The organism is Amycolatopsis albidoflavus (genome assembly GCF_039525725.1).
Classification (GTDB): Bacteria; Actinomycetota; Actinomycetes; order Mycobacteriales; family Pseudonocardiaceae; genus Amycolatopsis; species Amycolatopsis albidoflava.
In genome coordinates, this window is the sequence record NZ_BAAAHV010000028.1 from 18147 (window position 1) to 43080 (window position 24934).

Below are 24934 nucleotides of genomic sequence, written 5' to 3' on the forward strand. Positions count from 1 at the left end.
CTTATCGAAGCGGTGAGAAGTAAGCCTTGGATTTATCTTCTCGGCGGGGTCAGGATCGAAGACATGAGCAGCACACGCGTGGCCCTCGTGGCCGGGGCCAACGGGATCATCGGCCGGAAACTCATCTCTCACCTGCGGACTCTCGACGGCTGGGAGGTGCTCGGGCTCTCCCGGCGCGGCGGGCCGGGCGGCCTCGCCGTCGACCTGCTCGACCCGGCGGGCACCCGGGCGGCGCTGGCCGGCGTCGGCGCGACGCACCTGTTCTACGCGGCTTACCAAGACCGGCCCACGTGGGCGGAACTCGTGCCGCCGAACGTGGCGATGCTGGAGAACCTGGTGAACGGCCTCGACGAAGGCCCGCTGGAGCACGTCAGCCTGATGCAGGGCTACAAGGTCTACGGCGCGCACCTCGGCCCGTTCAAGACTCCCGCCCGCGAGGCCGACGCCGGACAGCACATGCCGCCGGAGTTCAACGTGGACCAGCAAAAGTTCCTGGAACGCCGGGCCGGCGCCGGAGGCTGGTCGTGGTCGGCGATCCGGCCGTCCGTGGTCGGCGGGACGACGCTGGGCAACCCGATGAACCTCGCGCTCGTGATCGCGGTCTACGCGTCGATCTCGAAGGAACTCGGCCTGCCGCTGCGGTTCCCCGGCAAGCCCGGCGCGTACGACAGCCTTCTGGAGATGACTGACGCACAGTTGCTCGCCGAAGGCACAGTGTGGGCAGCGACGTCGAGCCGCAACGAAGCGTTCAACATCGCCAACGGTGACCTCTTTCGCTGGCGAGAGCTGTGGCCGAAGCTAGCCGCGTACTTCGGCCTTGAAGTCGCTCCGCCGCTACAGCTGCCGCTGACCACGGTGATGGCCGACAAGGAACCACTGTGGACCGAGATGGCGGCGAAGCACGGTCTCACCGCTTCGTACGCCGACGTCTCTTCGTGGGCCTTCGGCGACTTCGTGTTCTCGTGGGACTACGACATGTTCGCGGACACGTCGAAGTCACGCCGCGCCGGTTTCCATTCCTATGTGGACACTGAGCAGATGTTCTACCGGCTGTTCGACGAGCTCCGCCGCGATCACGTCATCCCCGGCCGATGAACGGCATCGTGGTGGCGGTGATGGTGAGGAACTGGACGTTGGCGTCCAGCGGCAGCCCCGCCATGTAGAGCACCGCGTCGGCGACGTGGCCCGCGTCGAAGGTCGGCTCGGCCAGGAGCCGTCCGTCGGCCTGCGGGATGCCCGCGGCCATCCGCTCGGTCATCTCGGTGGCCGCGTTGCCGATGTCGATCTGTCCGCACGCGACATTCCAGGCGCGGCCGTCGAGCGAAATCGACCGGGTGAGGCCGGTGACCGCGTGCTTGGTGGCGGTGTAGGCGACGCTCGCCGGGCGAGGCGCGTGCGCGGAGATCGAGCCGTTGTTGATGATCCGGCCGCCACGGGGATCTTGGTCGCGCATCAACCGCACGGCCTGCTGCGCGCACAGGAACATGCCGGTGAGGTTCGTGTCGACAGTGCGCCGCCAGTCCTCGACGGACAGATCGGCGATGGTTCCGCCGAGCGACACTCCGGCGTTGTTCACCAGCAGGTCCAATCGGCCCCACGCGCTGCGCACCGTCGAGAAAAGCGCCTCCACCGAAGCGGGATCGGCGACGTCGGCGGGCACGACCAGCGCGTTCGCGTCCGAACCGGCCGTCTCGCGCAGGGCGTCCTCGCGCCGCCCGGCGAGCGCGACCCGATACCCGGCGCCGAGCAGGGCTTCGGCGATCCGGCGACCCAGCCCGGAACCTGCCCCGGTGACCACAGCGATCTTCTCCGACCCAGTCTTCTCCTGCACGCGGCCTCCTCAAAAGTCCGTTCGCCCGCACGTTGCCATATCGCGGCACACTGGGTGCATGGGACCACGTGACACTCTGCTCGCCGGTTTCGCCAAGCAGCTGGGCCATCCGCGGGGCCGGGCCGGGCAGGCTGTTGTCCGGCTGCTCAACAACGTCAACCGCGGCCCGGTCACCGGAGCGGTCGACGCGCTGGAGATCCGCCGCGGCGAAACCGCGCTGGACCTCGGTTTCGGCGGCGGGCTGGGTCTCGACCTGCTGCTGCGGGCCACCGAAGGCGGCACCGTGCACGGCGCGGAGATCTCCGAAACGGCGCTGGCCCGCGCGCGGCGGGCGTTCCCGAAGAACCTCGCCGCCGGACGGCTGGTGCTGCACCAAGCCGGAATGGCCGAGCTTCCGTTGGAAGACGGGACGATCGACGCGGCGCTGACCGTCAACACCGTCTACTTCATTCCCGATCTGGCGCCCGCCTTCGCGGAGGTCGCGCGAGTGCTCTCCGGCGGCGGCCGGTTCGTGGTCGGCATCGGAGATCCCGAGATGATGCGCGAGATGCCGTTCACCAGCCACGGGTTCCGGCTGCGCCCGCCGGAAGACATCGAGAAGGCGCTCGCCGACGCGGGGCTGGAACTCCGCCGCCACGATCGCCTCGGCGATGGGCCGCGCGCGTTCCATCTGCTGGTCGCCGGACGCTGAAAAGGGCGGGTTCCCGCTTCCGCAGAAGTCCGTGAAGGGCTCCTTGAGGGAATCAGATTCCCTCAAGGAGCCCTTCACGGACCATTGTCCTTTGAGCGCGCTACCCCAGTCGGGGAGCCCGCGCTTTCCGGTATCGCTACTTCTTCGGCACTCCCAGCGCGGCCAGCGCCGGACCGGCCATGATCACGCCGTTGCCGGTCACCGCGTCGAACCCGGGCGCGCCGAGGTCGATCGCGCTCGACACCAGCGCCGTGCGGACGTCCGCCGGGGTCGCGGACGGCTTGCCGGACAGCAGCAGCGCCGCGATCGCCGCCGCGTGCGGGGCCGCCGCCGAGGTCCCGAAGAACGGCTGGAAGCCAGTCACCGAGGTGGCCACGCCGTCGGCCGCGGTGATGTCCGGCTTCGCGCGGGTCGCGCCGCCGGTCGAGGACACGTTGCCCGGGGTCAGCTCCGTGCCGTCGGCGTTGTAGAAGAGGTGCCGCTGGCCGTCGGAGGTGAAGCGCTCCCACTTGCTGGCCGAGGTGAACAGGCCCGGGTACGGGCCGGCCGGATTCGCCGGGTCGCCGGTCTCCAGCGGACGCCCGAACGCGGCCGCCGCCGGGGCCGCGGCCACCGAGAACGCCGCGGCCGCCGCCGAGTGGCCCGAGGTGACGCCCGCGGTGCTGAAGCCCTTGAGCGAACCGGAGTCGACGAACCGGCCGCGGACCACGTTGACCGCGAAGAACCGGTCCGCACCGCTGTACTTGACCACCGCGAGGCGGTAACCGGAGCCGGACGTCGGCACGGTCAGGCTCTCGTACGGGTTCTGCGAACCGTCCTGCGCGTTGGCGCTGGAGGCGACGACGCTGCCGGAAGCGTTGAGCAGGAACAGGTCGTAGTCGTTGGCCGAATGTCCCCACGGGTCCGACCAGAACAGCGTCACCGGCCTGCCGAGCGAGCCCGGCGACAGCGGGTCGGTGGTCTGCACGCCGGAGCCGGGGTCGAAGTCGTGCGGGGTGCCGGTGACGCCCGGCAGCGTGGTGCCGGACGAGCGGAAGTCGCCCTCGTAGTAGCCGCTGCTGCCGTCGGTGAGGTTGCCGGAGTTGCCCGCGGAGGAGAAATAGAGCGCGCCGGCCGCGGTCACGTCGTTGACCGCCTGCGCGACCTGCGTGTCCTGGAACGGCGACTCGTCGAAGTACGCGACGTCGTCGACGATCACGGTGCACTTGCCGGTGTTGCGCAGCGCGCGGATGTTGTCCGCGAAGCTCGATTCGCTGGTGAAGGCGGTCGCGAAGCCGAGCGTCGCGCCCGGGGCGAGGTCGTGGACGATCTCCAGCATCGCGGTGCCCTCGTCGCCGCTGCCTGCCTGGCCAGGCAGCACGTCGACTGCTGGCAGTTCGCCGGCGTCCTGCGACTTCTTCAGCGAGTTGACCCCGTCGGACAGCACGCAGACCTTCACGCCGGTGCCGTTCACCCCGTAATCCGTGCGGGCGGTGTCCGCGCCGTGGGCTTTGTCCCCTTCGGACACCTGCACGGCGGCGACGGCCTTCTTGGCCAGCTGCTGACGCTGTGCGGCGGGCTCGTTCCAGGTCATCGCCTGCGTCGCGGGCTGGACCTGGCGGACATCGCCGCGCGCCGCGATCCGGTCCACCGCGTTCAGCGGCAGCTGGGCGCGAACCGAGCCATTGGACGAAGTGGACTGAACCGTGCCGCCCGCAACACGCACGGCCTTCGCGATCTCGGCGCCCGCGGTTCCCGCGATGTCCACCGAAACCGTGCCGGTCTGGCTGACCGGCAGGCCGGTGCGGTAATCCGGAAGCAGCGCGGCCAGACCGCGGTCGGCGCGCAGGCGCTTCTCCACGACAAGCTGGCTGGACTGCTTCCGCTCGGCCGGGCTGAGGGTCTTCTTGATCCCCTGCAGCGCGCTGATCCCGGCTCCGGAGCGGGCGTTCGCCGCGTCCGCCGCGGACGGCTGCGCGACGGCGACCCCGCTCCCGGCGAGCACGACCCCGACCGCTAGAGGCGCGGAATACGCGACCACCCGGCTGGTTCTTCTCATGACAACTCCTGTCCTCGCCCCCGGCCACCGACTGTGGTCACGTGAATCTAAAGAGCGACCGCGAGTAAGACCACCGACCAAAGTGGTATCTGCCCGGATGGCCCATCTGGTGAGATTCAGACGGGCCGTTCCGGGGTGCGAAGCGGAGCTGGCACTCTGCTCAAGTGGCGAACCTGGGGAGGGACTTCGCGCGGCTGTGGGCCGCGTACGCGATCAGCACCGCGGGCAGCACGGTCGGCGCGGGCGCGCTCGGGCTGGTCGCGGTGCTCGTGCTCGACGCGCCCGCGTGGCAGGTCTCCCTGATCACCGCCATCTCGGCCGCGTCCAGCGCGGTTCTCGCTTTCCCGCTCGGTCCGCGAGTCGAGTTCGCCCGCAAACGCCCCGCGATGATCACCGGAGACCTGGTCCGCTGCGCGGCCTTGGCGAGTGTTCCGTTGGCCGCCGCACTGCACGTGCTGACCATGCCGCAGCTTTATGCCGTCGACATCGTCGTGGCCACCGCGGCCGTGATCTTCTCCGCGGCCAGCGGCGCGCACCTCAAAACCCTTGTCGCGCCGGACGAGCGGGCAGTCGCGTTGAGCCGTTTCGAGAGCACCGATTGGATCTGCTGGTCAGCCGGACCTCCGCTGGGCGGCGTCTTGATCAGCGCGCTCGGCGCTACCGCGACGATGCTCATCGACGCTTTCTCGTTCCTGTTGTCCGCGCTCGGAATCCGTCGCCTGCGTGCACCGGAGCCGCCGCCTGTTGTCGCGGCGGATCCTGCGCGTCGCGGGTTCACCGACGGATGGCGTTACCTCCTGCGCAGTCCCGAACTACGGCCGTTGTTCTTCAACTCGGTGTTGTTCAGCGGTGCCGTCCTTTGGGTCACGCCGCTGCAAACCGTGCTGATGCTGCGGGATCTCAGCTTCGCGCCGTGGGAATACGGCCTCGTGCTCGGGGTTCCTTGCCTTGGCGGACTGCTCGGTGCCCGTCTCGCACCGACGCTCAGTTCTCGATACGGTGCACCGAAAGTGTTGCTGTGGACCAGTTTCGCGCGTACGCCGTGGTTGCTCGTGCTGCCGTTCGCCATTTCCGGAGCTGCCGGAGTCGCCCTGCTGATCGCCGCGAACTTCGGGCTGCTGCTGGTGGCGGGCATCTTCAACCCGACCTATTCGGCGTACCGCCTGTCGCTGATCGACGATGCCGTGCTGACCCGGACGCTCACCGCCTGGTCGACCGGAACCCGTACCGCCAAACCGATTTTCATCACCCTCGGCGGGATCGCCGCCGGGGTGCTCGGCTTGCGCTTCTCCTTGGGGATCGGCGCTGTCCTCTGCCTGCTCAGCGCCGCGGCTTTGCCCGCCCGCCGAGCCGGGTGATCAGTTTTTGTCGGTGGTGGCGGTTACCGTGGTTGCCATGTTCAAGATCGACCGCGCGACCGCTGCCGACGCCGCCGCGCTCACCGACCTCATGCACTCGTCCTCGGCCTATCAAGGCCGATACGCCTCGATCCTGGAGGGATACGCCGTCACTGCGGATTACCTTCGTCAGCACCAGGTTCTGGTCGCGCGCGGACCTTCGGGACCAGTCGGGTTCGCCGCGCTTACGGATGCCGAGCTAGACCTGTTGTTCGTCGCCGACGACGCGCAGGGAACGGGGTTGGGTGCGTGGCTTGTCCGGCACATCCTCGACGCGGCAAGGGAAAACGGGCTGGCTGAGGTACGGGTGGTGTCGCATCCGCCCGCGGTCAGGTTCTACGAACGCATGGGCGCCAGGCAGATCGGAACTGTCCCACCGAAACCGCCGAGGATTTCGTGGTCCCGTCCGGAGCTGGTGTTTTCCTTGCCACAGTCCGGAAACAACAGCGCCCCGGCCCGCGAAATCACCGCGGGCCAGGGCGACCGTCGAAGAATCAGAAGTTGATCATATGACCGGCCAGTCCGTGCACCGCTTCCTTGACCGCCTCGCCCAGTGTCGGGTGCGCGTGCACGTTGCGCGAAACCTCGTGCACCGTAAGGTCCCACTGCTGCGCCAGCGTCAGCTCCGGCAGCAGCTCCGTCACGTCCGGGCCGATGAGGTGCGCGCCGAGCAGTTCGCCGTATTTCGCGTCGCTCAGCACCTTCACGAAGCCCGCCGCGTCGCCGAGGCCGTGCGCCTTGCCGTTGGCCGTGAACGGGAACTTCGACACCTGGACGTCAAAGCCCTTCTCGCGCGCCTGTTCCTCGGTCCAGCCGAAGCTCGCGATCTGCGGCTGGCAGTAGGTCGCGCGCGGGATCATCACGAAGTCCAGTTCCATGGTCTCCGCGCCGGCGATCGTCTCCGCCGCCACGATGCCCATCGACTCCGACGCGTGCGCCAGCATCAGCTTCGCCGTCACGTCGCCGATCGCGAACAGGTGCGGCACGTTCGTCCGGCCGCGGCCGTCGATCGCGATCGCGCCGCGCTCGGTGAGCTCGACGCCGGTGTTCTCCAGTCCGTAGCCCTCGACGTTCGGCCGGAACCCGATGGCCTGCAACACCTTGTCCGCCTCGAGCACCTGCTGCTCGCCGTTCTTCGACACGGTCACCAGCACCTTGGAGCCCGAGTCGTCGATCGCTTCGACCTTGGTGCCCAGCAGCACCTTGATCCCCAGCTTGCGGTAGCGCTTCGCCAGTTCGGCCGACACCTCGGCGTCCTCGAGCGGCACCATCCGGTCGAGGAACTCGACGATCGTCACGTCCACGCCGTAGTTGCGCAGCACGTAGGCGAACTCCACGCCGATCGCGCCGGCCCCGGCGATCACGATGCTGCCCGGCAGCTCGCTTTCGAGGATCTGCTTCTCGTAGGTGACCACGCGCTCGCTGCGCTGCGTGCCCGGCAGCAGCCGAGCCGTCGCGCCGGTCGCGATGATGCCGTAGGTGAAGGTGATCCGCTCGCCGTTCACCTCGAGGGTGTTGGCGTCCACGAAGGTGCCGCGCCCGTCGTACTCGGTGATCTTGTTCTTCTTCATCAGGAAGTGCACGCCCTTGACGCGCCCGTCCGCGACCTTGCGGCTGCGCTCGTACGCCGCGGTGTAGTCGAACCGGATCTCCCCGTCGGAGGAGATGCCGTAGGTCTTGGCCTCCTCCTTCACCGTGTGCGCGAGCTCGGCGTTGCGCAGCAGCGCCTTCGAAGGGATGCAGCCGACGTTGAGGCACACCCCGCCCCAGTACTTCTCTTCCACGACCGCCACGCTCAGGCCCAGCTGCGAAGCCCGGATCGCCGCGACGTACCCACCGACTCCGGCCCCGAGGACCACCACGTCATAGTCTGCGCTCATACCGTTGAAACTACCCGCCGCGCCCGCTCGGGGCGGCGTGACGGCGCCCGCTTTCAGAACCGCCGCTCGTCCCGGCGCGAGCTCGGACGGCGGATCCTGGCGATGCTCGCCGGAATCGGACGGCACCGGCTCGGTGACGCGGCTTCGGGCGCGGCTGAATCGTCCACAGTGGTCGCCGTCGCGCCGAGCCGGACCGCCGGATCCGGTTGTCAGACCGGCGGGCGCACGCCCCGGATCTCGGCCAGCAACTCGGTCACCGCGGCCATGATCCGCGCGGTCGCCTCCTCCAGCACGTCCCTGGTCAGCTCCCGCCCGCGCAGGTCGGCGAGCTCGACCGGCGGCCCGGCGAGGAACTCGATCTTCCGCCGCGGCAGGACGCGCGGAAACGGCGAGCCGGCCGGCAGCAGTTCGTGCGTGCCCCAGTTCGCGACCGGAATCACCGGCACGCCGGTCTCCAGCGCGATCCGCGCCGCGCCGGTCTTGCCCTTCGCCGGCCAGCCGTCCGGGTCCGCGGAAAGCCCGGCCTCCGGGAAGATCGCCACGCATTCGCCCGCCCGCACCGCGGCGACGGCGTCGCGGTACGCGCCCGCCGCGGTCGGCGCGCCGCGGTGGACCGGGATGTGCTTGCCCGAACGCATCACCGACTTGATCACCGGGGCGTTCCACAGGCTCGCCTTGGCCAGGTACCGCGGCACCCGCCCAGACCCGAGGCAGAACGCGGTGAGCGTCGTCGGGTCGGCGTTCGAGAGATGGTTGGAGGCCACTACGACCCCGCCCGATTCCGGGATGTTCCGCGCGCCGCGCACGCGGAACCGGCTCGTCAGCGCGAGCAGCTGCCAGACGACCTCGATCGCGAAGTGGTACCAGGCTCCCCTGCCGGACTTCGCGAACCGCCTGCCGTACTTCTGCATGCCGCGGAAGCCGAGCAGCTCCCCTTCGAGCGGGGTCCAGTTGTCCCGGGTCCGGGTGCGCAGCGCCATGAGCGTCATTCGTAGCGGAAGACGCTCCGGTTCGGCACCGCGCGGACCCGGGACGCGGCGGGAATCACACCCGCTCGAGCACCACCACGGGGATCTCGCGGTCGGTCTTCTTCTGGTAGTCGTTGTAGGCGGGCCACACCGCGGCGAGCTTCTCCCAGAGCCGGGCGCGTTCCTCGCCGGTCGCGGTCCGGGCGCGCGCGGTGAACTTGTCCGCCCACACCTGCACGCCGACCTCGGGGTTCTCCTGCAGGTTCAGATACCAGCCGGGGTGGTTCTCCGCGCCGCCCTTCGAGGCGACGATCACCGGGTTGCCGTTGTCCTCCTGGTAGATGAGGGCGAACTTGCGGTCCTGACCCGTCTTGCGGCCCTTCGTGGTGAGCACCAGCGTCGGCACGCCCTCTTGCCAGTCGTGCCCGACCTGCCCGTCGGTCTCCTCGTAACGGCGAACGTGCTCGTCACCGAACAGCATGCGGATTTCCTTTCGTTCGACTTCCGCGCTCGACAGCCCGGACCTGCCCTCCCACCCTGCCGCGAACCGGTCGGTCGCGCTGATCAGCTCGTGCAGCGTGCCCGGTTCGTCGAAGGCGTGCCCGGCGTCGCCGATCATCTTCAGCTCGGCGCCCGGCAGCACCTGTGCGAGTTCCCAGGCGGTGGTGGCGGGAGTGACCACGTCGTACCTGCCCTGCACCAGAACACACGGGATGCCCGAGAGCTTCCCGGCGCCGCGGATCAGCTGGTCAGGGGCGAGCCAGCCGCCGTGGCGGAAGTAGTGGTTCTCGATCCGCGCGATCGCGAGCGCGAACTCCGGCTCGGCGAACGCGGCCACCACTTCTTCCTGCGGCGTGAACTTGACGGTCTCGCCCTCCCACCGGCTCCAGGCGAGCGCGGCGGGCCCGTGCACGTTCGGATCCGGGTGATTCAGCAGTTCGTGGTAGACCTCCAGCAGGTCGCCGCCGCGGCGCGCGTACGGCACCGGCGCGAGGAAGCGCGACCACGCCTCCGGGAACACACACGCCGCGCCCCCGCCGAAGAGCCACTGCACTTCTTTCAGCCGCAGCGTCGCGACGCCGCGGAGAACCAGCTCGGTCACCCGCTCCGGATGCGTCTCCGCATACGCGAGCGCGAGCACGCTCCCCCACGAGCCGCCGAACAGCTGCCAGCGGTCGATGCCGCGGTCCTGCCGCAATTGCTCCATATCGGACACCAGGTGCCAGGTCGTGTTCACCGACAGGTCGACGTCCGGCTCGCTGCAATGCGGCGTGCTCCGGCCGCAGCCGCGCTGGTCGAACAGCACGATCCGGTAGCGCTCCGGGTCGAACAGCCGCCGGTGCCGCGCGGACGCGCCGCCTCCGGGGCCGCCGTGCAGGAACGCGACCGGTTTGCCCTCGGGATTGCCGCATTCCTCCCAATACAGCGTATTGCCGTCTCCGACCGGCAGCATCCCGTGGTCGTACGGATCGAGTTCCGGGTACAGACCGAGCATGCAGCCACTATGCCCGACCTCGGCCGCGTCCCGCTGAGGGTCCACTGTGGACGCGCGGACACGGCCGGGAGGGGCCGGTTAGGCTTCCCTCATGGCGAAGGTACTGGTGGTGGAGGACGACGCGGCGATCGGCAGCGTCCTCGACTCCGCGCTGCGCGGGCACGGCCACACAGTGCAATGGTGCCGGGACGGCCGGAGCGCGCTGCGCGAGACCTCGGCCGATCTCGTGCTGCTGGACCTGGGCCTCCCGGACGTCGACGGCGTCGAGGTGTGCCGGCGGCTGCGCACGGCCATGCCGGGCGCGGTGCTGGTGATCCTGACCGCGCGGGCCGACGAGATGGACGTCGTGGTCGGGCTCGAGGCGGGTGCCGACGACTACCTCACCAAGCCCATCCGGCTGGCCGAACTGCTCGCCAGGGTGCGCGCGCACCTCCGCCGCGGCGCGCCCGCCGCGCCGTCGACGCCGGTCGTGCGGATCGGCGCGCTGGAGGTCGACATCGCGAGCAGGCGGGTCAGCCTGAACGGCCGGGAGGTCGCGCTGCGGGCGCGGGAGTTCGACCTGCTCGCGCGGCTGGCCGTCCAGCCGGGGCAGGCGGTCAGCCGGGACACGCTGATGTCCGACGTGTGGGACTCGCACTGGCACGGCTCCACCAAGACGCTCGACGTGCACATCGCCGCGCTGCGCCGCAAGCTCGCCTCGGCCGCCGAGTCGCCGTACGAGGTGCCGAGGATCGCGACCTTGCGCGGGCACGGATACCGGTTGGAAGGGGACTGAACGGGGTGCGCCGCCGGATCGTGACGCTCACCGTCCTCGCGTCGGTGCTGGCCACGAGCCTGTTCGGGCTGCCGCTCGCCGTCGGGGCGCTGTGGTACTTCCGCACGCACACCACGTCCGCGCTGGAGCGGGCCGCCGACGGCACGGCCGTCGTGGTGTCCGACGCGCTCGCCGCCGGCGAACCTTTCCAGGTCCCGGACAACGAGGACGGCGCCGAGGTCGGCGTCTACGACCCGAAGGGCCACCTCCTCGCCGGAGACGGCCCGCCCACCGCGGACGACGTCGTGCGCGGAGTCGGCGCGACCCGCAGCGACATGCTGAACCAAAAGGTCGGCGACGAGGACGTGCTGGCCGTCCCGGTGCTGACCGGGGCTCGCCTCACCGGCATCGTGCGCGCGGCGCTCCCCCGGTCCGCGCTGACCCGAGACGTCGGCATCACCTGGCTGGTGATGGCCGGCTGCGCGATCGGCGCGGTGCTCGCGAGCTGGCTCGTCGCCCGCCGAATAGCCGCGCGGCTGACCCGTCCCCTGGAAGACCTTGCCTGCGCTGCCGCACGCCTGGGCGAAGGCGATTTCTCCGCTCGATCCCGACGCTCGGCCATCCCGGAAATAGACCGCGTCGGTGCCGCCCTGGACGTCACCGCGACCCGCATCGGCGAAACCCTGGAACGAGAACGCGCCTTCTCCGCCGAAGCGTCACACCAGCTGCGCACTCCACTGGCCGGGCTCCGCCTGCAACTGGAATCCGCCCTGGAAACCCCCGGCCGCGACCCCTACGCCGCGGTGCGCGCCGGAATCACCGCCGCCGACCGGTTGGAACGCACCGTCGAAGACCTGCTCGCGCTGTCCCGGGAACGCCGCACCCCTCGCGACGAACTGGACCTCACCGCCCTCCTGGCCGAGCTGACCGAAGGCCCGCTGCCCGAGCACCGCGAGCTACGCCTGGAAATCACCGACCCACCGCCAGTCCGCGCGTCGGCCCCCGCGGTCCGGCAAGTGCTCGCAGTGCTGCTGGACAACGCGCTGAACCACGGCGAAGGCACCATCACCGTCCGAGCCCGCGACGCTGGCGGCGCGCTGGCCGTGGACGTCGTCGACGAAGGCCCGGACCTCGGCGAACGCGACCCGTTCGCCGACCACACCCCCGGCGGGCACGGCATAGGCCTCCGCCTGGCCAGAAGCCTGGCCGAAGCCGAAGGCGGCCGCTTACGCCTGTCGCGGCCCGATCCGCCGACGTTCACGTTGCTGCTTCCGGAAGCGCCCGCTTCCTGACCTGGCTGTGCCAGCGCCCCGCTGCTCGCGCCCACCAGCGGAATCCCGGCCGCACCCGAAGCCGCCGGGACTGACGGCGCAGCCCGTTCGCGCACCGGCCTGCCGCGACCCGCTCCCGCTGACGGAACCGACGCGCCCGGAACCCCGCATCGTCCGCGCCGATCGCCCCAAGTCGCTCAGCCCGCCCGGCCTGCGCGCCGATTGGGCCCACCCGAACAACGCCCCCACTGCCCCGCTGTCCCCGCACCCGGAATCCGGAGCGCCCTCGCCCAGCGCCCCCAGGTCCCGCCGCCCAACCGCCCCGCGCGCGATGGCTGGCGCTGCCCGAGCGCCGCCCCCCTGGCGCGGTATCGCGACCACGCAACCAAAACCCCCCATCGCCCTCGCCCAAGCCCCTCCGCTAACCGGGCCGCATGCCCGCTGCCTGGCGCCGCCCGATCAACGCCCCGCTGCCCCCGGCCCCGCACCCGGAATCCGGAGCGCCCTCACCCAGTGCCCCAATCCCGCCCGCCGAACCAGCCCGTGCCCGACGACCGGGTGCCACGGATCAGCGCCCGCCGCCCACCTGGCCCGTGCCGGATGACCGGCACCACCCGAACAACCCACCCACGCCCGGTCCCCGCCCACAGCTCCACACCGCCCACCGCCGCCCGATCCCCGCTGGTCAACCCGCCGTCGCGGACGCGCGCCGTCGATCACTTACAGTCATTCCCGGCCCGGAAGCCCGAACCTTCCCGGGCCGCACCACCCCGAAGGAACCGACCCCGAGAGCGCAATGAATCACCCACCGCCACCCTCAATCCACAACAGATCTCGGTTTTCGGGGCAGTTTTCGATCGATACCGTGGCTCGAAGTCGACAGTGGCGTCACAATGAATCGCTAGGAGCCGCCCGGTGAGCACCACCTCCTCCAGTCCCGCACGCGGGAGGATCGCCGCGGCGATGCTGCGCCGCAAACCGGTCACCGATCTGGTGGCCGAGGCGGACCACGGGCCGCTGAAGCGGTCGCTCGGGCTCAGTCAGCTGACCATGCTCAGCATCGGGGCCACCCTGGGCAGCGGGATTTTCGTGGTGCTCGGCGAGGCGGTCCCGGTGGCCGGGCCCGCGGTCGTGGTCTCGTTCGTGCTGGCCGGGATCACCGCGTTGTTCTCCGCGCTTTCCTACGCCGAGCTGGCGGGCATGATCCCGCTGTCGGGCTCCTCTTACTCCTACGCGTACGCGACGCTCGGCGAGTTGATCGCGTGGGTGTGCGGCTGGTGTCTGGTGCTGGAGTACGGCGTCTCAGTCGCGTCCGTCGCGGTCGGGTGGGGGCAGTACGTCAACGAACTGCTGCACTTGGCGTTCGGGGTCACGTTGCCGGAGGCGCTCAGCGGGCCGCCGGGCGACGGCGGGCTCGTCAACATTCCGGCGATTGTCGTGGTGCTGCTGGCGATGGTGCTGTTGCTGTCCGGCGCGAAGGAAAGCGCGCGGGCCAACGCGATCATGGTCGTGGTGAAGATCGGCACGCTGATTCTGTTCTGCGCCATCGCGTTCACCGCCGTCCGGGCGCAGAACTTCACTCCGTTCCTGCCGCTCGGGCTGGCCGGGATGAGCGCGGGCGGGGCGAAATTGTTCTTCTCCTACATCGGGTTCGACGCCGCCTCCACCGCAGGCGAGGAGGCGCGCAACCCGCAGCGGGACCTGCCGCGCGCGATTCTGTTGTCGCTGGCCATCGTGACCGTGCTCTACTGCCTCGTCGCGTTCGCCGCGATCGGCGCGCTGCCCTGGCAGGAGTTCGGCGACAAGCAGGCCGCGCTGTCGCACGTGCTCACCACGATCTCCAGCAACCCGCTCTGGGCGATTCTGCTCGCGATCGGCGCGATCGTGGCGATCTCCAGCGTCGTGCTGACCGTCCTCTACGGACAGACGCGGATCCTGTTCGCCATGTCCCGCGACGGGCTCGTGCCCAAGTCGCTGTCCACGGTGCATCCGAAGACCGGCGTGCCGCGCACCAACACGCTCGTGGTGTCCGGGTTCGTCGCGGTGCTCGCCGCCTTCATCCCGCTCGGCAAGCTCGCCGACGCCACCAGCATCGGGACGCTGTTCGCGTTCGGGCTGGTCAACATCGCCGTGCTGATTCTGCGCAAGCGCCGTCCCGAAGCCGAACGCACCTTTCGGGTGCCGTTCTCGCCGGTCACGCCGATCCTGGGCGTGGCATGCTGTGCCTACATGATGTTCAGCCTCGACGGGGCGACCTGGATCGTGTTCGGCGCGTGGATGCTGCTCGGCCTCGTCATCTACTTCGGCTACAGCATCCGCCGCTCGCGGCTCGCGGAGGTCCGATGATCATCGCCGTCCACCAAGGACCGCACGACCGGCTGCCCGAGGCAATGGCCGCGGCGGCGGCGCGCGGCGCCGAGCTGGTCGTGACCGCTGAAATGGGCACGACGGGGTACAACATCGGCGCGAAAGCCGTCGCCGAGCTGGCCGAACCGGCGGACGGACCGCGCGCGGCCGAGCTGGGCGCGTTGGCTGCCAAGCACAGGATCGGGCTGGTCTACGGCTACCCCGAACGCGACGGCGACGCGGTGTACAACTCGGCGCAATTGCTGTCCCCGCAAGGGGAACAGCTCGCGAACTACCGCAAGACCCACCTGTTCGGCGACCTCGACCGCGACCAGTTCTCCCCCGGCGACGAGCCGGTGGTGCAGGCCAATTTCAACGGCCTCCGCGCCGGTCTGCTGATCTGTTACGACGTCGAGTTTCCCGAACTGGTCCGCGCGCACGCGCTCGCCGGCACGCAGGTGCTGCTCGTTCCGACCGCGCTGATGCGGCCGTACGAGCGCATCGCCGACTTGCTCATTCCGGTTCGTGCGCATGAAAGCCAGTTGTACGTCGTGTACGCGAACCGCTGCGACACCGAAGGCGAGCTGAGCTACTGCGGACGCTCGACAGTCGCGTCGCCGGACGAAGTCGTCGCGAAAGCCGGGCCGGACGAAGAGCTGCTCTTCGCCGACCTCGACCCCGCCGTGCTCGCTCAAGCGCGAGCCGAAACCCCGTACCTGGCCGACCGACGGCCGTCGCTGTACCGCTCTCTCACCGAAGGACCCCGGGCATGACCTCCGCAGTTCCCGCCGCGATCCACGCCGAGGAACCGGCCGGCAGGCCGATCACGATGTTCGGCCCCGATTTCCCGTTCGCCTACGACGATTATCTCGCGCATCCGGCCGGGCTCGGCACCGTGCCGGAGCGGGCGCACGGCACCGAGGTCGCGGTGATCGGCGGCGGCCTCTCCGGCATCGTGGCCGCCTACGAGCTGATGAAGCTCGGGCTGCGGCCGGTCGTGTACGAGATCGACGGGATCGGCGGACGGCTGCGCACGCACCGCTTCCCCGGCCTGCCCGACGACGTCGTCGCCGAGATGGGCGCGATGCGGTTCCCGCCGGCGTCCACGTCGCTGTTCCACTACCTCGACACGGCCGGGCTCGAAACCACGCCGTTCCCGAACCCGCTCTCGCCCGCTACGCCGAGCACGGTCGTCGATCTCAAGGGCCGCAGCCATTACGCGCGCACGCCCGACGATCTGCCCGACGTGTACGGCGAAGTGGCGAAGGCGTGGCAGCGCACGCTCGACGAGCACGCGTCGTTCGCCGAGATGCAGACCGCGATCCGCAATCGGGACGCCGCGACGGTCAAAAAGATCTGGAACGAGCTGGTGCCCCGGCTCGACAACCAGACCTTCTACGGATTCCTGTGCGATTCCCCGACTTTTTCCTCGTTCCAGCATCGAGAGATCTTCGGGCAGGTCGGATTCGGCACCGGCGGCTGGGACACCGACTTCCCGAACTCGATTCTCGAAATCCTCCGGGTGGTCTATACCGGCGCGGACGACGAGCACCGCAGCATCGTCGGCGGCAGCGAGCAGCTCCCGCGACGGCTGTGGGAACACGTGCCGGACAAGCTCGCGCACTGGCCGTCCGGCACGAATCTGGCTTCACTGCACGAAAACGGCCAGCCGCGACCGGGTGTCACGCGGCTGCACCGCACCGCGCCGAACAACATCACCGTCACCGACGAGTCCGGCCACATCCGCACGTTCCCGGCCGCGGTGTTCACCGCGCAGAGCTGGATGCTGCTGTCGAAGATCGAATGCGACGAAGCGCTGTTCCCGATCGACCACTGGACCGCCATCGAACGCACGCACTATATGGCTTCCTCCAAGGTGTTCGTGCCCGTCGACCGCCCGTTCTGGCTCGACCCGGACCCGGTCACCGGCCGCGACACGATGAGCATGACGCTCACCGACCGGATGCCGCGCGGCACCTACCTTCTCGGCGACGACCCGGACCGGCCCGCGGTGATCTGCCTGTCCTACACGTGGGCCGACGATTCGCTGAAGTGGCTGCCGCTTTCGGTGTCCGACCGCGTCGAGGTGATGTTGCAGTCGCTGCGCGAGATCTACCCCGGCGTCGACGTGCGGCGGCACATCGTGGGCGACCCGGTGACCGTGTCGTGGGAGGCCGAACCGCATTTCATGGGCGCGTTCAAGGCGAACCTGCCCGGGCATTACCGGTACCAGCACCGGCTTTTCACGCACTTCGTGCAGGATTCACTGCCCGAGCGCTACCGAGGTTTGTTCCTCGCGGGCGACGACATCTCGTGGACGGCGGGCTGGGCCGAGGGCGCGGTGCAGACCGCGCTCAACGCGGTGTGGGGCGTGCAGCGGCACTTCGGCGGCGCGAGCGATCCGGCGAATCCCGGTCCTGGCGACCGGTTCGAGGACCTCGCGCCGATCGAACTTCCGGACTGAGCGGGGCAGTCAAGCGATACCGCGCGGTAGCAGCCGAACGTGTTTCCGCTGCGACATTCCGCCCGGTTAATCCGCCTTTCTGAACCGATCATGCCAAACTGATGCCATGAGCACCGATCCGGCGCCGAAGTGGCGGCGACTCGAACCGGACGAACGCAAAGAGCAGATCTACGCCTGTGCGGCGAGACTGTTCGGCGAACGTCCGTATTCGCAAGTTTCCACTTCGGACATCGCGGCCGAGGCAGGCGTGGCCCGCGGGCTGATCAATCATTATTTCGGAACAAAAAGGGAGTTGTACCTCGAAATAGTTCGACGCGCGCTTACCGTACCGCGGATTGCGGTGCAGATTCTGCCGGACGGACCGTTGGAAGTGCGCGCGGACGCCGCCATCGACTGGCTGCTCGACATGGTGCGCGGGCAGGAGAAACTGTGGCTCGCCGCGATCGCACCGGAGGGCATCGGCCGCGATCCGGAGGTGGACCGGATCGTCGCCGAGGCCGACCGCGCGTCGGCCGACCGCGTGCTGGAGGCGGTCGGGCTGTCCCGCGAAAGCGCGCACGGCGAGGAGCTGAACGCCGCAGTGCGCGCGTTCGCCGGCATGGTGAAGGCGGCGGGCCGCGAGTGGCTCGTGCACCGCTCGCTGGACCGGCACCAGGTCCACACGCTGCTCACGATGTCGCTCGTGACCGTGGTGGGCCAAGTGTTCCCCGCGATCCAGCATCCGCCCCAGCACTGAGGTACCCGGAAGGAGAACCCCCGGCACCACGAGGGGGGAGGAAAGTGCCGGGGGTCCCTTCCGGAGGCCGGGCCCCCGGTAGCTGTCCACGCTACGCCGGGAAAGCGTCGAATCGGTGTCGGTCGGCGCAGCGGCCGCCCGACTTTTCACCATGACCACGCGGACGGCCCAGTGTGAACGCCCGGCCGGAGCAATTTCGCGAATTTCACCCGTTCAGCTGGGCCAATCTGCAGGTGAGCCCGTCGAGGCACCGGCGGATCGCGAAGTCGAACAGTCGCGGATGGTAATCGGCCGCCGCTTCCGGGTCGCTGAGCAGCTCTTGCATCGAGCGCCCGAACGCGGCCATGCCGGGCAGGTCCTCGCGGTCGCGGTAGGAGGCGTACTCCTCGGTGTTGTCCAAGCGCAGCGCGAGGCTGCAGTCGCGGTCGTCCTCCAGCGCGACGTACTGGCACGCAGTAGTGGTGAGGATGGTGTAGGCGAGCGAGCTCTCTTCTCCGAAGCCCGCGTCCAGCAGGATCCGCACACCGCGGTCCAGCGTGGGCGTGGTCGCGCCCACTGACGGGCCGAACGAGGCCATCCGGCGCGCCGTGCCCGGGTGTTTGCGCAGCAGCTCGCGCAGGCCGGTCAGCAGTTCGACGAACCACTCCTGCCAGTCCAGCTCGTCGTCGGGCAGCCGCAGCTGGCCGACGACCCGGTCGAGCACCGCGCACACCACCGCGTCCCGGTCCCCGACGTGGTGGTAGACGACCGCCGGGTACGCGCCGATCGCGGCGGCCAGCTGCCGCAGCGTCCAGTTTTCCAAGCCGCGTTCGACAGTGAGCCGCACCGCCGCGTCGATCACTTTTTTCGCGGTGACCGCGGGCAGCCCGGCGGCCGAACGGGACCGGGCGCGCTGTCCGGCACGCGGAGTCGGCATGCCGTGCACCGTAACCGGGAACCCGCCGGCTCGGCCACACGCGGTTCCGCGCTGCGGCATGATCGGGGCATGCCACGCGCACAGGCCAACGGCCTCGAACTCGAGTACGACACGTTCGGCGACCCGGCTGCCCCGCCGATCGTCCTGGTGATGGGACTCGGCGCCCAGATGATCACCTGGGAGGAGGGTTTCTGCGAGCTGCTCGCGAGCCGCGGCTTCCACGTCGTGCGCTTCGACAATCGCGACGCGGGCCTGTCCACCTGGTTCGACGAGCTGGGCGCGCCGGACCTCGCCGGGATCGTCGCGGGCACGGCGCCGGCTCCGTACCTGCTGTCGGACCTCGCGGACGACACTGTCGGGCTGTTCGACGCGCTCGGTTTCGCGAAGGCGCACGTCGTCGGCGCTTCGATGGGCGGGATGGTCGCGCAGCAGCTCGCGATCGACCACCCGGACCGGCTGCTGAGCTTGACGTCGATCATGTCGACGACCGGCGACCGCTCGGTCGGCCAGGTCTCGCCCGCCGCGCTGGCGACGCTCACCGGTTCGGTGCCGGAAACGCGCGAGGAGCAGATTGAACTGAGCGTCGCGAACTACCGCGTGACGGGGTCGCCGGGCTACCCGGCCACCGACGAGTACCTGCGGCGCAAGGCAACCCGCAACTACGACCGGGGACGGCACCCCGCCGGGATGCAGCGGCAGGCGGCCGCTGTCGTGGCGTCGGGCGACCGTACAGAACGACTGCACAGCGTCCGGTTGCCGACGGTGGTGCTGCACGGAGACTCCGACGTGATGATCGACGTCAGCGGCGGGAAGGCCACCGCGGCGGCGATTCCGGACTCGGAGCTGGTCATCGTTCCGGGCATGGGCCACGATCTGCCGGAACCGCTGTGGCCGGAGATCGTGGCCGCGATCGTCCGCGCGACCGCTCGCGCCTGACGGGGTCAAGAAGCCGTCAAAAACCGGTGCCGGAGCGTACGGAACCTGTCCGCGCGCCCGGGGTTACGCGCCCGCGCGGGGTGCCATGGGGCATGCGTACTGAAGGACGGCTGGCCGGCGGGTTCGGTTTCCCGCTCGGTTGTGTGGCGGTGGTGACGGCCGCGATCGCGGCGGATCTTGCCGGGGCGACCGCGCATCCCGGTTATGCCGTGGCGGCCGTGGCGCTCGCGGTCGGCGCAGTGGCAGTGATCACGACCCCGCTCGCGGTGGCCGGGCTGCTGGGGGTGGGCTGGGCGGTGCTTTCCGGGTTCGCCTACGGCCGGGCCGGGGACCTGCTTTTCACCGCGGCGACTGGCTGGGTCGCGGTGATTTTGGCTGGTGCGGCCGGGTTCGGGCTGGTCCTTGGCACCGGATGGCGCGCGGTCCAGCGGGTTCGTCCGGTTTTCGCCGAGGCTGTCGTGCCGGAGCCGCGGAAGGCCGCCGAAGCCGGCCACCGCCGGGTGGCATCACTCTGAAATGGCTCGCCAAGGTGCGCGAAGGGCGCCAGGCTGACGGGGTATCACGTCGTCACCTTCGGAGGTCAGCCATGAGTGAAGCGCAACCGGCACCCAGCGACGGGGAGGGCGACGTCAAGCGGAAGTTCCGCGAGGCGCTGGAGCGGAAGCAGGCGAAGTCCCGGGAAGGGGCTGCGCACGAGAACGCCGGGCAGCAGGGGCAGCATGCGCATGGGCCTGCTGCTAACAAGCGGACTTTTCGGCGTAAGAGCGGCTGATCGCGGCTCCTCTTAGTGAGTCAGTGGGTGCGTGGGGGCACCCCGAAGCTTGATTGTGACTACGGTCTGGGGGTGCTTGTCAAGGCGGGAAAGATGCCTTGACAAGCACCCCCAGACCGCGTTTTGGCTTCGTATCGGGGTGCGGGGGTGGTGTGGGTGCCTCGATGGTTGAGTGCAGTGGCTGCGGTTCGCGAGCGAGTGGGGGCTAGCGCCCCAATGTGGCATTGGGTGCATGCGACGCACCGAACGCCACATTGGGTGCCTCTGACGCACCCAATGCCACATTGGGGCGCATCGCGGCGGCAAGTGCGCGGCCCCGTGAAGATGCGCCTCACGACCAGCCTGTGTCCGTGAGGGGAACCCTGGGGGAATCAGAGTCCCTCAGGGTTCCCCTCACGGACGTTTGCCTTGCTACACCGTGAGGATCGAGCGCAGGCGGCCGACGTCGGTCATCCGGCGTTCGGCCAGGCGGTCGGCTGCGGCGGCGGGAGGCACGCCGTCGGCCTTGGCCAGTTCGTACACCGCCTTCGTGGTGTCGAAGATGGCCGCGGTTTTGCGCTGGGCGCGGGCGAAGTCGAAGCCGTGCCGTTCGTCGTCCACCTGGATTACGCCGCCTGCGTTGACCAGGTAGTCCGGGGCGAACAGGATGCCGCGGTCGTCGAGCAGCTTGTCGACGCCGGGGTGGGCGAGCTGGTTGTTCGCCGCACCGCAGACGATCCGGGCCTGCAACGCTGCCACGGTCTCGTCGGTGAGCACGCCGCCCATCGCGCACGGGGCGAAGACGTCCAGCTCGGTGCCGATCATGGTGTCCACATCGGACACCACCTCGACGCCGGGGTACGCCGCACGAGTGCGTTCGACCGCGCTGGGTGCGACGTCGGTGATCACCACGCGCGCGCCGGCTTCGACCAGGTGGCCGACGAGGATGTGGCCGACCTTGCCGACCCCCGCGACACCGACGCGGCGGCCGGTCAGTTCGGGGACGCCCCAGGCCTGGTCCGCGGAGGCGCGCATCCCCTGGTACACGCCGAAAGCAGTGAGCACCGAGGAGTCGCCGGCACCGCCGTCCTCTGGGGAGCGTCCGGTGACGTGCCGGGTTTCGCGGGCGACCACGTCCATGTCGCGGACGTAAGTGCCCATGTCGCAGGCGGTGATGTAACGGCCGCCGAGCGAATCCACGAACCGGCCGAACGCGCGCAGCAGTGCTTCGGACTTCAGCGTGTTCGGGTCGCCGATGATGACGGCCTTGCCGCCGCCGAGGTCGAGGCCGGCGAGTGCGTTCTTGTACGCCATTCCCTTGGAGAGCGCGAGAACGTCGTCCAGCGCGGCGTCTTCGGTGGCGTAGGGGTAAAACCGGGTACCGCCGAGGGACGGGCCCAAAGCGGTGGAGTAGATGCCGATGATGGCTTTCAGCCCGCTGGCCTCGTCGTGGCAGAACACGACTTGTTCATGGCCGCTGTGCCGGCCGAACACGCCTTCGGTCACGGTGGTGACTCCTTTGTCTCCCACGCGGCTCGTGGCCGCGCAAATGTGTGAACGGTGCGCACCGGGGAGCGGGGGTTGCCCATTCACCGGTGCACACCGTCAACCTACTTCGCCGTTCTTCGGGCCACCACCCGCATCCCGGGAGCTTCACCCCAGATCCGCGACAGCTTCCCGAAGTGTGGAAATCGCGGTCTCGAGCTGTTCATCCGACAGGTACGGCGCGGGACCGAACCTGAGGTAATGGCCGCGGCTGTCGGTCCGCACGCCGCGCGCGGCCAGGCGTTCGCACAGCTGCCCGGCGACGGGACTGCGCAGCGAGAGGAAGCCGCCGATGGCGTCGAGCGGGGTTTCCCGGTCTCGAGTGACGACGTCGTCGGGGAGGCCGAGATCGTCGAAGCAGCGCGCGAGCAGGCCGACTTGGTGCTGCGAGACCTCGCGCAGGAACTCGGCGGTGAGTCCTTCGTCAGCGAAGAACCGCTGCACCCGCGCGCCTCGGTAGTGGCTCGACGGGTCGTAGGTGGCTCCGGCGAACCGATCGCCGCCAGGGGCGTACGCGACTTCGTCTGGTCGGCGTTCGTCGGCGAGGGCACCGAATTCCGCGTACCAGCCGGTAATCACCGGGCGCAGCTCTTGCGCGTGCGCGGGCAGGCGCAGGAAGCAGTTGCCCTCGCCGAGCTGCAGATACTTATAGCCGCCGCCGAGCACCCACGCGTTGGTGAGGCCGAGGTCGTGCAGCGGGAACGGGACCGCGCCGACCGCGTGGTAGGCGTCGACGACCAGCTCGACCGAGCGGCTCCGGCAGGTTTCCGCCAGATGAGCGAGGCCCGGCACGATCCAGGACGTCTCGAACAGCACCGCCGACGTGAGCACCGCGGCAGTACGGTCGTCGACCTGGTCGGCCAGCCGTTCGGCCAAAGTGGCCACGGGCGCGGCGGGCACGCGGACGACCTCGACGCCTTCCTCGGCCAACCGGGTGAGCTGGCGGCGCAGAGTGTGGAATTCTCCGTCCGTAGTCACCAAACGCGGCCGCTTCCGGAGTTCGATCGCGGACAGAAAGCGCAGCACGAGCTCGTGCGTGTTCTGGCCGAGCGCGTAGTCGCCGTGCGGATCGGACAGCCACTGCCGGAACCCGTTCCGCAGCTCGTCGGCCTTCGCGAACGCCCGGCCCCACTTCTCGTCCACCTCCTCCGCGGCGTCGGCGAACGCTTCGCGCAGGCCCTCTTCGGCGACGTCCGGCCAGGCCTGGTGCGAATGCGCGGACAGCAGCAGCCGGTCGGCGACGCGGAACCGCGAGTAGTGCGGGGCGAGCGCGTTTTCCTTGGCGCGCAAGGATTCCACCGTAGTCACAACCGGCTCCGGACGGCCCACAGGTCCGGGAACATCGGGGTGAACAGCGTGGTGCGCAGGTAGGTCGCGCCGGACGAACCGCCGGTGCCGGTCTTGTCGCCGATCGTGCGTTCGACCATCTTCACGTGCCGGTAGCGCCATTCCTGCAGGCCCTCGTCGAGGTCGACCAGCGCCTCGGCGAGCACCGAGGGGCCGCCGTCGTCCTGGTACACCTTCAGCAGCACTTCCTGCAGCTCCGGCGACGCCTCGAGCGGACGGGTCACGTCGCGGTCGGTGGCGACCGGGTAGCCCTTTCCGGACAGATACGTCAGGAACGAGTCGAAGACCGACGGACGGCGCATCGCGTCCGCGATCCGGGTGCGCTGCTCGCCGCCGTCCGGGTAGTGCGCGAACACGCGCTCGTCGCGGCGGCCGAGCACCGCCTCCAGCTCGCGGAACTGGCCGGACTGGAAGCCGCTCGACGCGTCGAGGCGGGCGCGGAAGCTGGTGAACTGGCTGGGCGTCATCGTCTCCAGCACGTCGATCTGCGCGACCACCACCTTCAGCACGGTCAGGATGCGGCGCAGCGTGCGGATCGAATGCGCGGTGTTGCCCGCTTCCAGGTTCTCCTGCAGGAACGCGGCCTCGTGCAGGATCTGCTTGAACCACAGCTCGTAGACCTGGTGGATCACGATGAACAGCAGTTCGTCGTGTTCGTCCGAGCGCGGGCGCTGCGCGGTCAGCACCTCGTCGAGCGCCAGATAGGACGTGTAACTGAGCGCGGCTTGGGTGTCGTCGGTTCCGGTCATCGGGTTCCTCATCTCGTGGACAGGGTTCGGTCGAAGTGGCGCTGGGCGGGTGGCGCGAGCGCCGAATACAGGTCGTGGAACAGCCTGACCGCGGCGTCCCGGGTCTCCGGCGCCGGGATCAGCTCGGACGGCAATTCCGGGTCCAGCGAAGGAAATTCGCGATAGGTGTGCACCAGGCGGGTGCGCACGGCGAACGCTTGCGCGTCGCTGAGACCGCCCGGGCAATCGCCGAATTCGGCAACGAATGCGGCGTAGCGGGCGGACAGTCCGTCCAGGTCCCATGCTCGTCCGGCGAGCCGACGCACATCCAGCGCGGCGGACGGGGTGCCGAGCATCAGCCCGGCGTGCTCGGCGACTTCGAGTTCGGTGAGCAGCGCGAGCACCTCGGCCTCGCGGTCGTGCGGGGCGAGCCAGGTGCCGTCCTGGACCGGGCCGAAACCGAGGAAGCGCAGCCGCCGCACCAGCCGTTCGCGGGATTTGCGCCGGGTTTCCGGGATGTTCTGCCACAGCACGGTCCAGGTCCCGGCCGGTTCGTCGCGGCGGCCGAGGCCGAAGATCCGCCGGTCGCCGTCGTCGAGCAGGGCGACCGTGCGCGCGGTCAGCGAGTAGTGCACCAGCCTGCCCTCGCGATGCCGGGACAGCAGGCCGCGGCGCACCAGCCGGGTCAGCGCGATCCGGGCCGCACCGTCGGAGAACCCCAGCTCGTGCAGCAGCGCGACAAGGCCGCCGGACCACACGCGCCTGCTTTCGCGCGGGCGCACGTAGCTGCCCAGCAGCGTCATCACGAGCTCCTGGGGCGTGCGGGCGGGTTCGGTGTCG

General features: G+C 69.7%; 23 protein-coding genes and 1 pseudogene. 13 read left to right on the forward strand and 11 right to left on the reverse strand.

Annotated elements, in window-relative coordinates; translation table 11 throughout:
- Nucleotides 1-63: 63 nt before the first annotated feature.
- Entirely contained in the window at nucleotides 64-1095 is a 1032-nt protein-coding gene (locus ABD156_RS42865; RefSeq protein WP_344287057.1) for an SDR family oxidoreductase, read from the forward strand.
- On the opposite strand, the gene ABD156_RS42870 is transcribed toward ABD156_RS42865, so the two are convergent.
- The gene (locus ABD156_RS42870; RefSeq protein WP_344287059.1) at nucleotides 1079-1831 is read right to left on the reverse strand and encodes an SDR family oxidoreductase; all 753 of its coding nucleotides are present in this window, start codon (nucleotides 1829-1831) and stop codon (nucleotides 1079-1081) included. The two genes, ABD156_RS42865 and ABD156_RS42870, sit on opposite strands and share 17 nt — an antisense overlap.
- Nucleotides 1832-1889: 58 nt before the next feature.
- Between ABD156_RS42870 and ABD156_RS42875 the strand changes: the two genes are divergently transcribed.
- Nucleotides 1890-2522, forward strand: a complete 633-nt coding sequence (locus ABD156_RS42875; protein WP_344287061.1) for a class I SAM-dependent methyltransferase — start codon at nucleotides 1890-1892, stop codon at nucleotides 2520-2522.
- Nucleotides 2523-2658: 136 nt separating this feature from the next.
- On the opposite strand, the gene ABD156_RS42880 is transcribed toward ABD156_RS42875, so the two are convergent.
- Entirely contained in the window at nucleotides 2659-4560 is a 1902-nt protein-coding gene (locus tag ABD156_RS42880) for a S8 family serine peptidase (RefSeq protein ID WP_344287063.1), read from the reverse strand.
- Between the two features lie 164 nt (nucleotides 4561-4724).
- Here ABD156_RS42880 and ABD156_RS42885 point away from each other — a divergent pair, with 164 nt between their 5' ends.
- Together ABD156_RS42885 and ABD156_RS42890 are read left to right on the forward strand one after the other, a co-directional pair.
- Nucleotides 4725-5918, forward strand: coding sequence for an MFS transporter (locus ABD156_RS42885; RefSeq protein WP_344287065.1), 1194 nt, complete (start codon nucleotides 4725-4727; stop codon nucleotides 5916-5918).
- 37 nt (nucleotides 5919-5955) lie between these two features.
- Nucleotides 5956-6462 (forward strand): GNAT family N-acetyltransferase, encoded by a 507-nt coding sequence (locus ABD156_RS42890; protein ID WP_344287067.1) that lies wholly within the window; start codon nucleotides 5956-5958, stop codon nucleotides 6460-6462.
- On the opposite strand, the gene lpdA is transcribed toward ABD156_RS42890, so the two are convergent.
- From lpdA to pip, 4 genes and pseudogenes are all read right to left on the reverse strand, one after another.
- Nucleotides 6452-7837, reverse strand: coding sequence for a dihydrolipoyl dehydrogenase (gene lpdA / locus ABD156_RS42895; RefSeq protein WP_344287069.1), 1386 nt, complete (start codon nucleotides 7835-7837; stop codon nucleotides 6452-6454). The genes ABD156_RS42890 and lpdA overlap by 11 nt on opposite strands.
- Before the next feature lie 209 nt (nucleotides 7838-8046).
- Nucleotides 8047-8826 (reverse strand): lysophospholipid acyltransferase family protein, encoded by a 780-nt coding sequence (locus ABD156_RS42900; protein WP_377926021.1) that lies wholly within the window; start codon nucleotides 8824-8826, stop codon nucleotides 8047-8049.
- A gap of 55 nt (nucleotides 8827-8881) precedes the next feature.
- A complete protein-coding gene (locus ABD156_RS47935) occupies nucleotides 8882-9286 on the reverse strand; it encodes a nitroreductase family deazaflavin-dependent oxidoreductase (protein WP_350565047.1) in 405 nt (134 codons plus the stop codon).
- Between the two features lie 75 nt (nucleotides 9287-9361).
- Nucleotides 9362-10300, reverse strand: a pseudogene (gene pip, locus ABD156_RS42905) (prolyl aminopeptidase); the annotation flags it as partial.
- A 91-nt stretch (nucleotides 10301-10391) separates the two neighbouring features.
- On the opposite strand from pip, the gene ABD156_RS42910 reads away from it, so the two are divergent.
- From ABD156_RS42910 to ABD156_RS42935, 6 genes are all read left to right on the forward strand, one after another.
- Nucleotides 10392-11075: a response regulator transcription factor gene (locus ABD156_RS42910; protein ID WP_344287075.1), complete on the forward strand. Its 684-nt coding sequence runs from the start codon at nucleotides 10392-10394 to the stop codon at nucleotides 11073-11075.
- Between the two features lie 5 nt (nucleotides 11076-11080).
- The gene (locus ABD156_RS42915) at nucleotides 11081-12346 is read left to right on the forward strand and encodes a sensor histidine kinase (RefSeq protein ID WP_344287077.1); all 1266 of its coding nucleotides are present in this window, start codon (nucleotides 11081-11083) and stop codon (nucleotides 12344-12346) included.
- A gap of 942 nt (nucleotides 12347-13288) precedes the next feature.
- On the forward strand, nucleotides 13289-14671 hold the full coding sequence (locus ABD156_RS42920) for an amino acid permease (protein ID WP_344287478.1): 1383 nt from the start codon (nucleotides 13289-13291) through the stop codon (nucleotides 14669-14671).
- On the forward strand, nucleotides 14668-15444 hold the full coding sequence (locus ABD156_RS42925) for a carbon-nitrogen hydrolase family protein (protein WP_344287079.1): 777 nt from the start codon (nucleotides 14668-14670) through the stop codon (nucleotides 15442-15444). Before ABD156_RS42920 ends, ABD156_RS42925 begins: the two co-directional genes overlap by 4 nt.
- Complete coding sequence (locus ABD156_RS42930) at nucleotides 15441-17135, forward strand: flavin monoamine oxidase family protein (protein WP_344287081.1); 1695 nt, start codon at nucleotides 15441-15443, stop codon at nucleotides 17133-17135. The genes ABD156_RS42925 and ABD156_RS42930 overlap by 4 nt, the downstream gene beginning before the upstream one ends.
- Nucleotides 17136-17241: 106 nt before the next feature.
- Nucleotides 17242-17871: a TetR/AcrR family transcriptional regulator gene (locus ABD156_RS42935; RefSeq protein ID WP_344287083.1), complete on the forward strand. Its 630-nt coding sequence runs from the start codon at nucleotides 17242-17244 to the stop codon at nucleotides 17869-17871.
- Between the two features lie 205 nt (nucleotides 17872-18076).
- Here the strand turns inward: ABD156_RS42935 and ABD156_RS42940 are convergent, their stop codons facing one another.
- Nucleotides 18077-18787 carry a TetR/AcrR family transcriptional regulator gene (locus ABD156_RS42940; RefSeq protein WP_344287085.1) on the reverse strand — a complete coding sequence of 237 codons (711 nt, stop codon included), beginning with the start codon at nucleotides 18785-18787 and terminating at the stop codon, nucleotides 18077-18079.
- 69 nt (nucleotides 18788-18856) lie between these two features.
- On the opposite strand from ABD156_RS42940, the gene ABD156_RS42945 reads away from it, so the two are divergent.
- The 3 genes from ABD156_RS42945 to ABD156_RS42955 all read left to right on the forward strand — a co-directional run bounded on the left by ABD156_RS42945 (nucleotide 18857) and on the right by ABD156_RS42955 (nucleotide 20495).
- The gene (locus ABD156_RS42945; protein ID WP_344287087.1) at nucleotides 18857-19723 is read left to right on the forward strand and encodes an alpha/beta fold hydrolase; all 867 of its coding nucleotides are present in this window, start codon (nucleotides 18857-18859) and stop codon (nucleotides 19721-19723) included.
- A 92-nt stretch (nucleotides 19724-19815) separates the two neighbouring features.
- Nucleotides 19816-20238 (forward strand): hypothetical protein, encoded by a 423-nt coding sequence (locus ABD156_RS42950; RefSeq protein WP_344287089.1) that lies wholly within the window; start codon nucleotides 19816-19818, stop codon nucleotides 20236-20238.
- A gap of 71 nt (nucleotides 20239-20309) precedes the next feature.
- Entirely contained in the window at nucleotides 20310-20495 is a 186-nt protein-coding gene (locus tag ABD156_RS42955) for a DUF5302 domain-containing protein (RefSeq protein WP_344287092.1), read from the forward strand.
- Nucleotides 20496-20906: 411 nt separating this feature from the next.
- Here the strand turns inward: ABD156_RS42955 and ABD156_RS42960 are convergent, their stop codons facing one another.
- From ABD156_RS42960 to ABD156_RS42975, 4 genes are all read right to left on the reverse strand, one after another.
- A complete protein-coding gene (locus ABD156_RS42960) occupies nucleotides 20907-21980 on the reverse strand; it encodes a Glu/Leu/Phe/Val dehydrogenase dimerization domain-containing protein (RefSeq protein WP_344287094.1) in 1074 nt (357 codons plus the stop codon).
- Nucleotides 21981-22127: 147 nt separating this feature from the next.
- A complete protein-coding gene (locus tag ABD156_RS42965; protein ID WP_344287096.1) occupies nucleotides 22128-23327 on the reverse strand; it encodes a kynureninase in 1200 nt (399 codons plus the stop codon).
- Complete coding sequence (locus ABD156_RS42970; protein WP_344287098.1) at nucleotides 23324-24115, reverse strand: tryptophan 2,3-dioxygenase; 792 nt, start codon at nucleotides 24113-24115, stop codon at nucleotides 23324-23326. The genes ABD156_RS42965 and ABD156_RS42970 overlap by 4 nt, the downstream gene beginning before the upstream one ends.
- A gap of 8 nt (nucleotides 24116-24123) precedes the next feature.
- Nucleotides 24124-24897, reverse strand: a complete 774-nt coding sequence (locus ABD156_RS42975; RefSeq protein WP_344287480.1) for a PaaX family transcriptional regulator — start codon at nucleotides 24895-24897, stop codon at nucleotides 24124-24126.
- Nucleotides 24898-24934 lie beyond the last annotated feature (37 nt).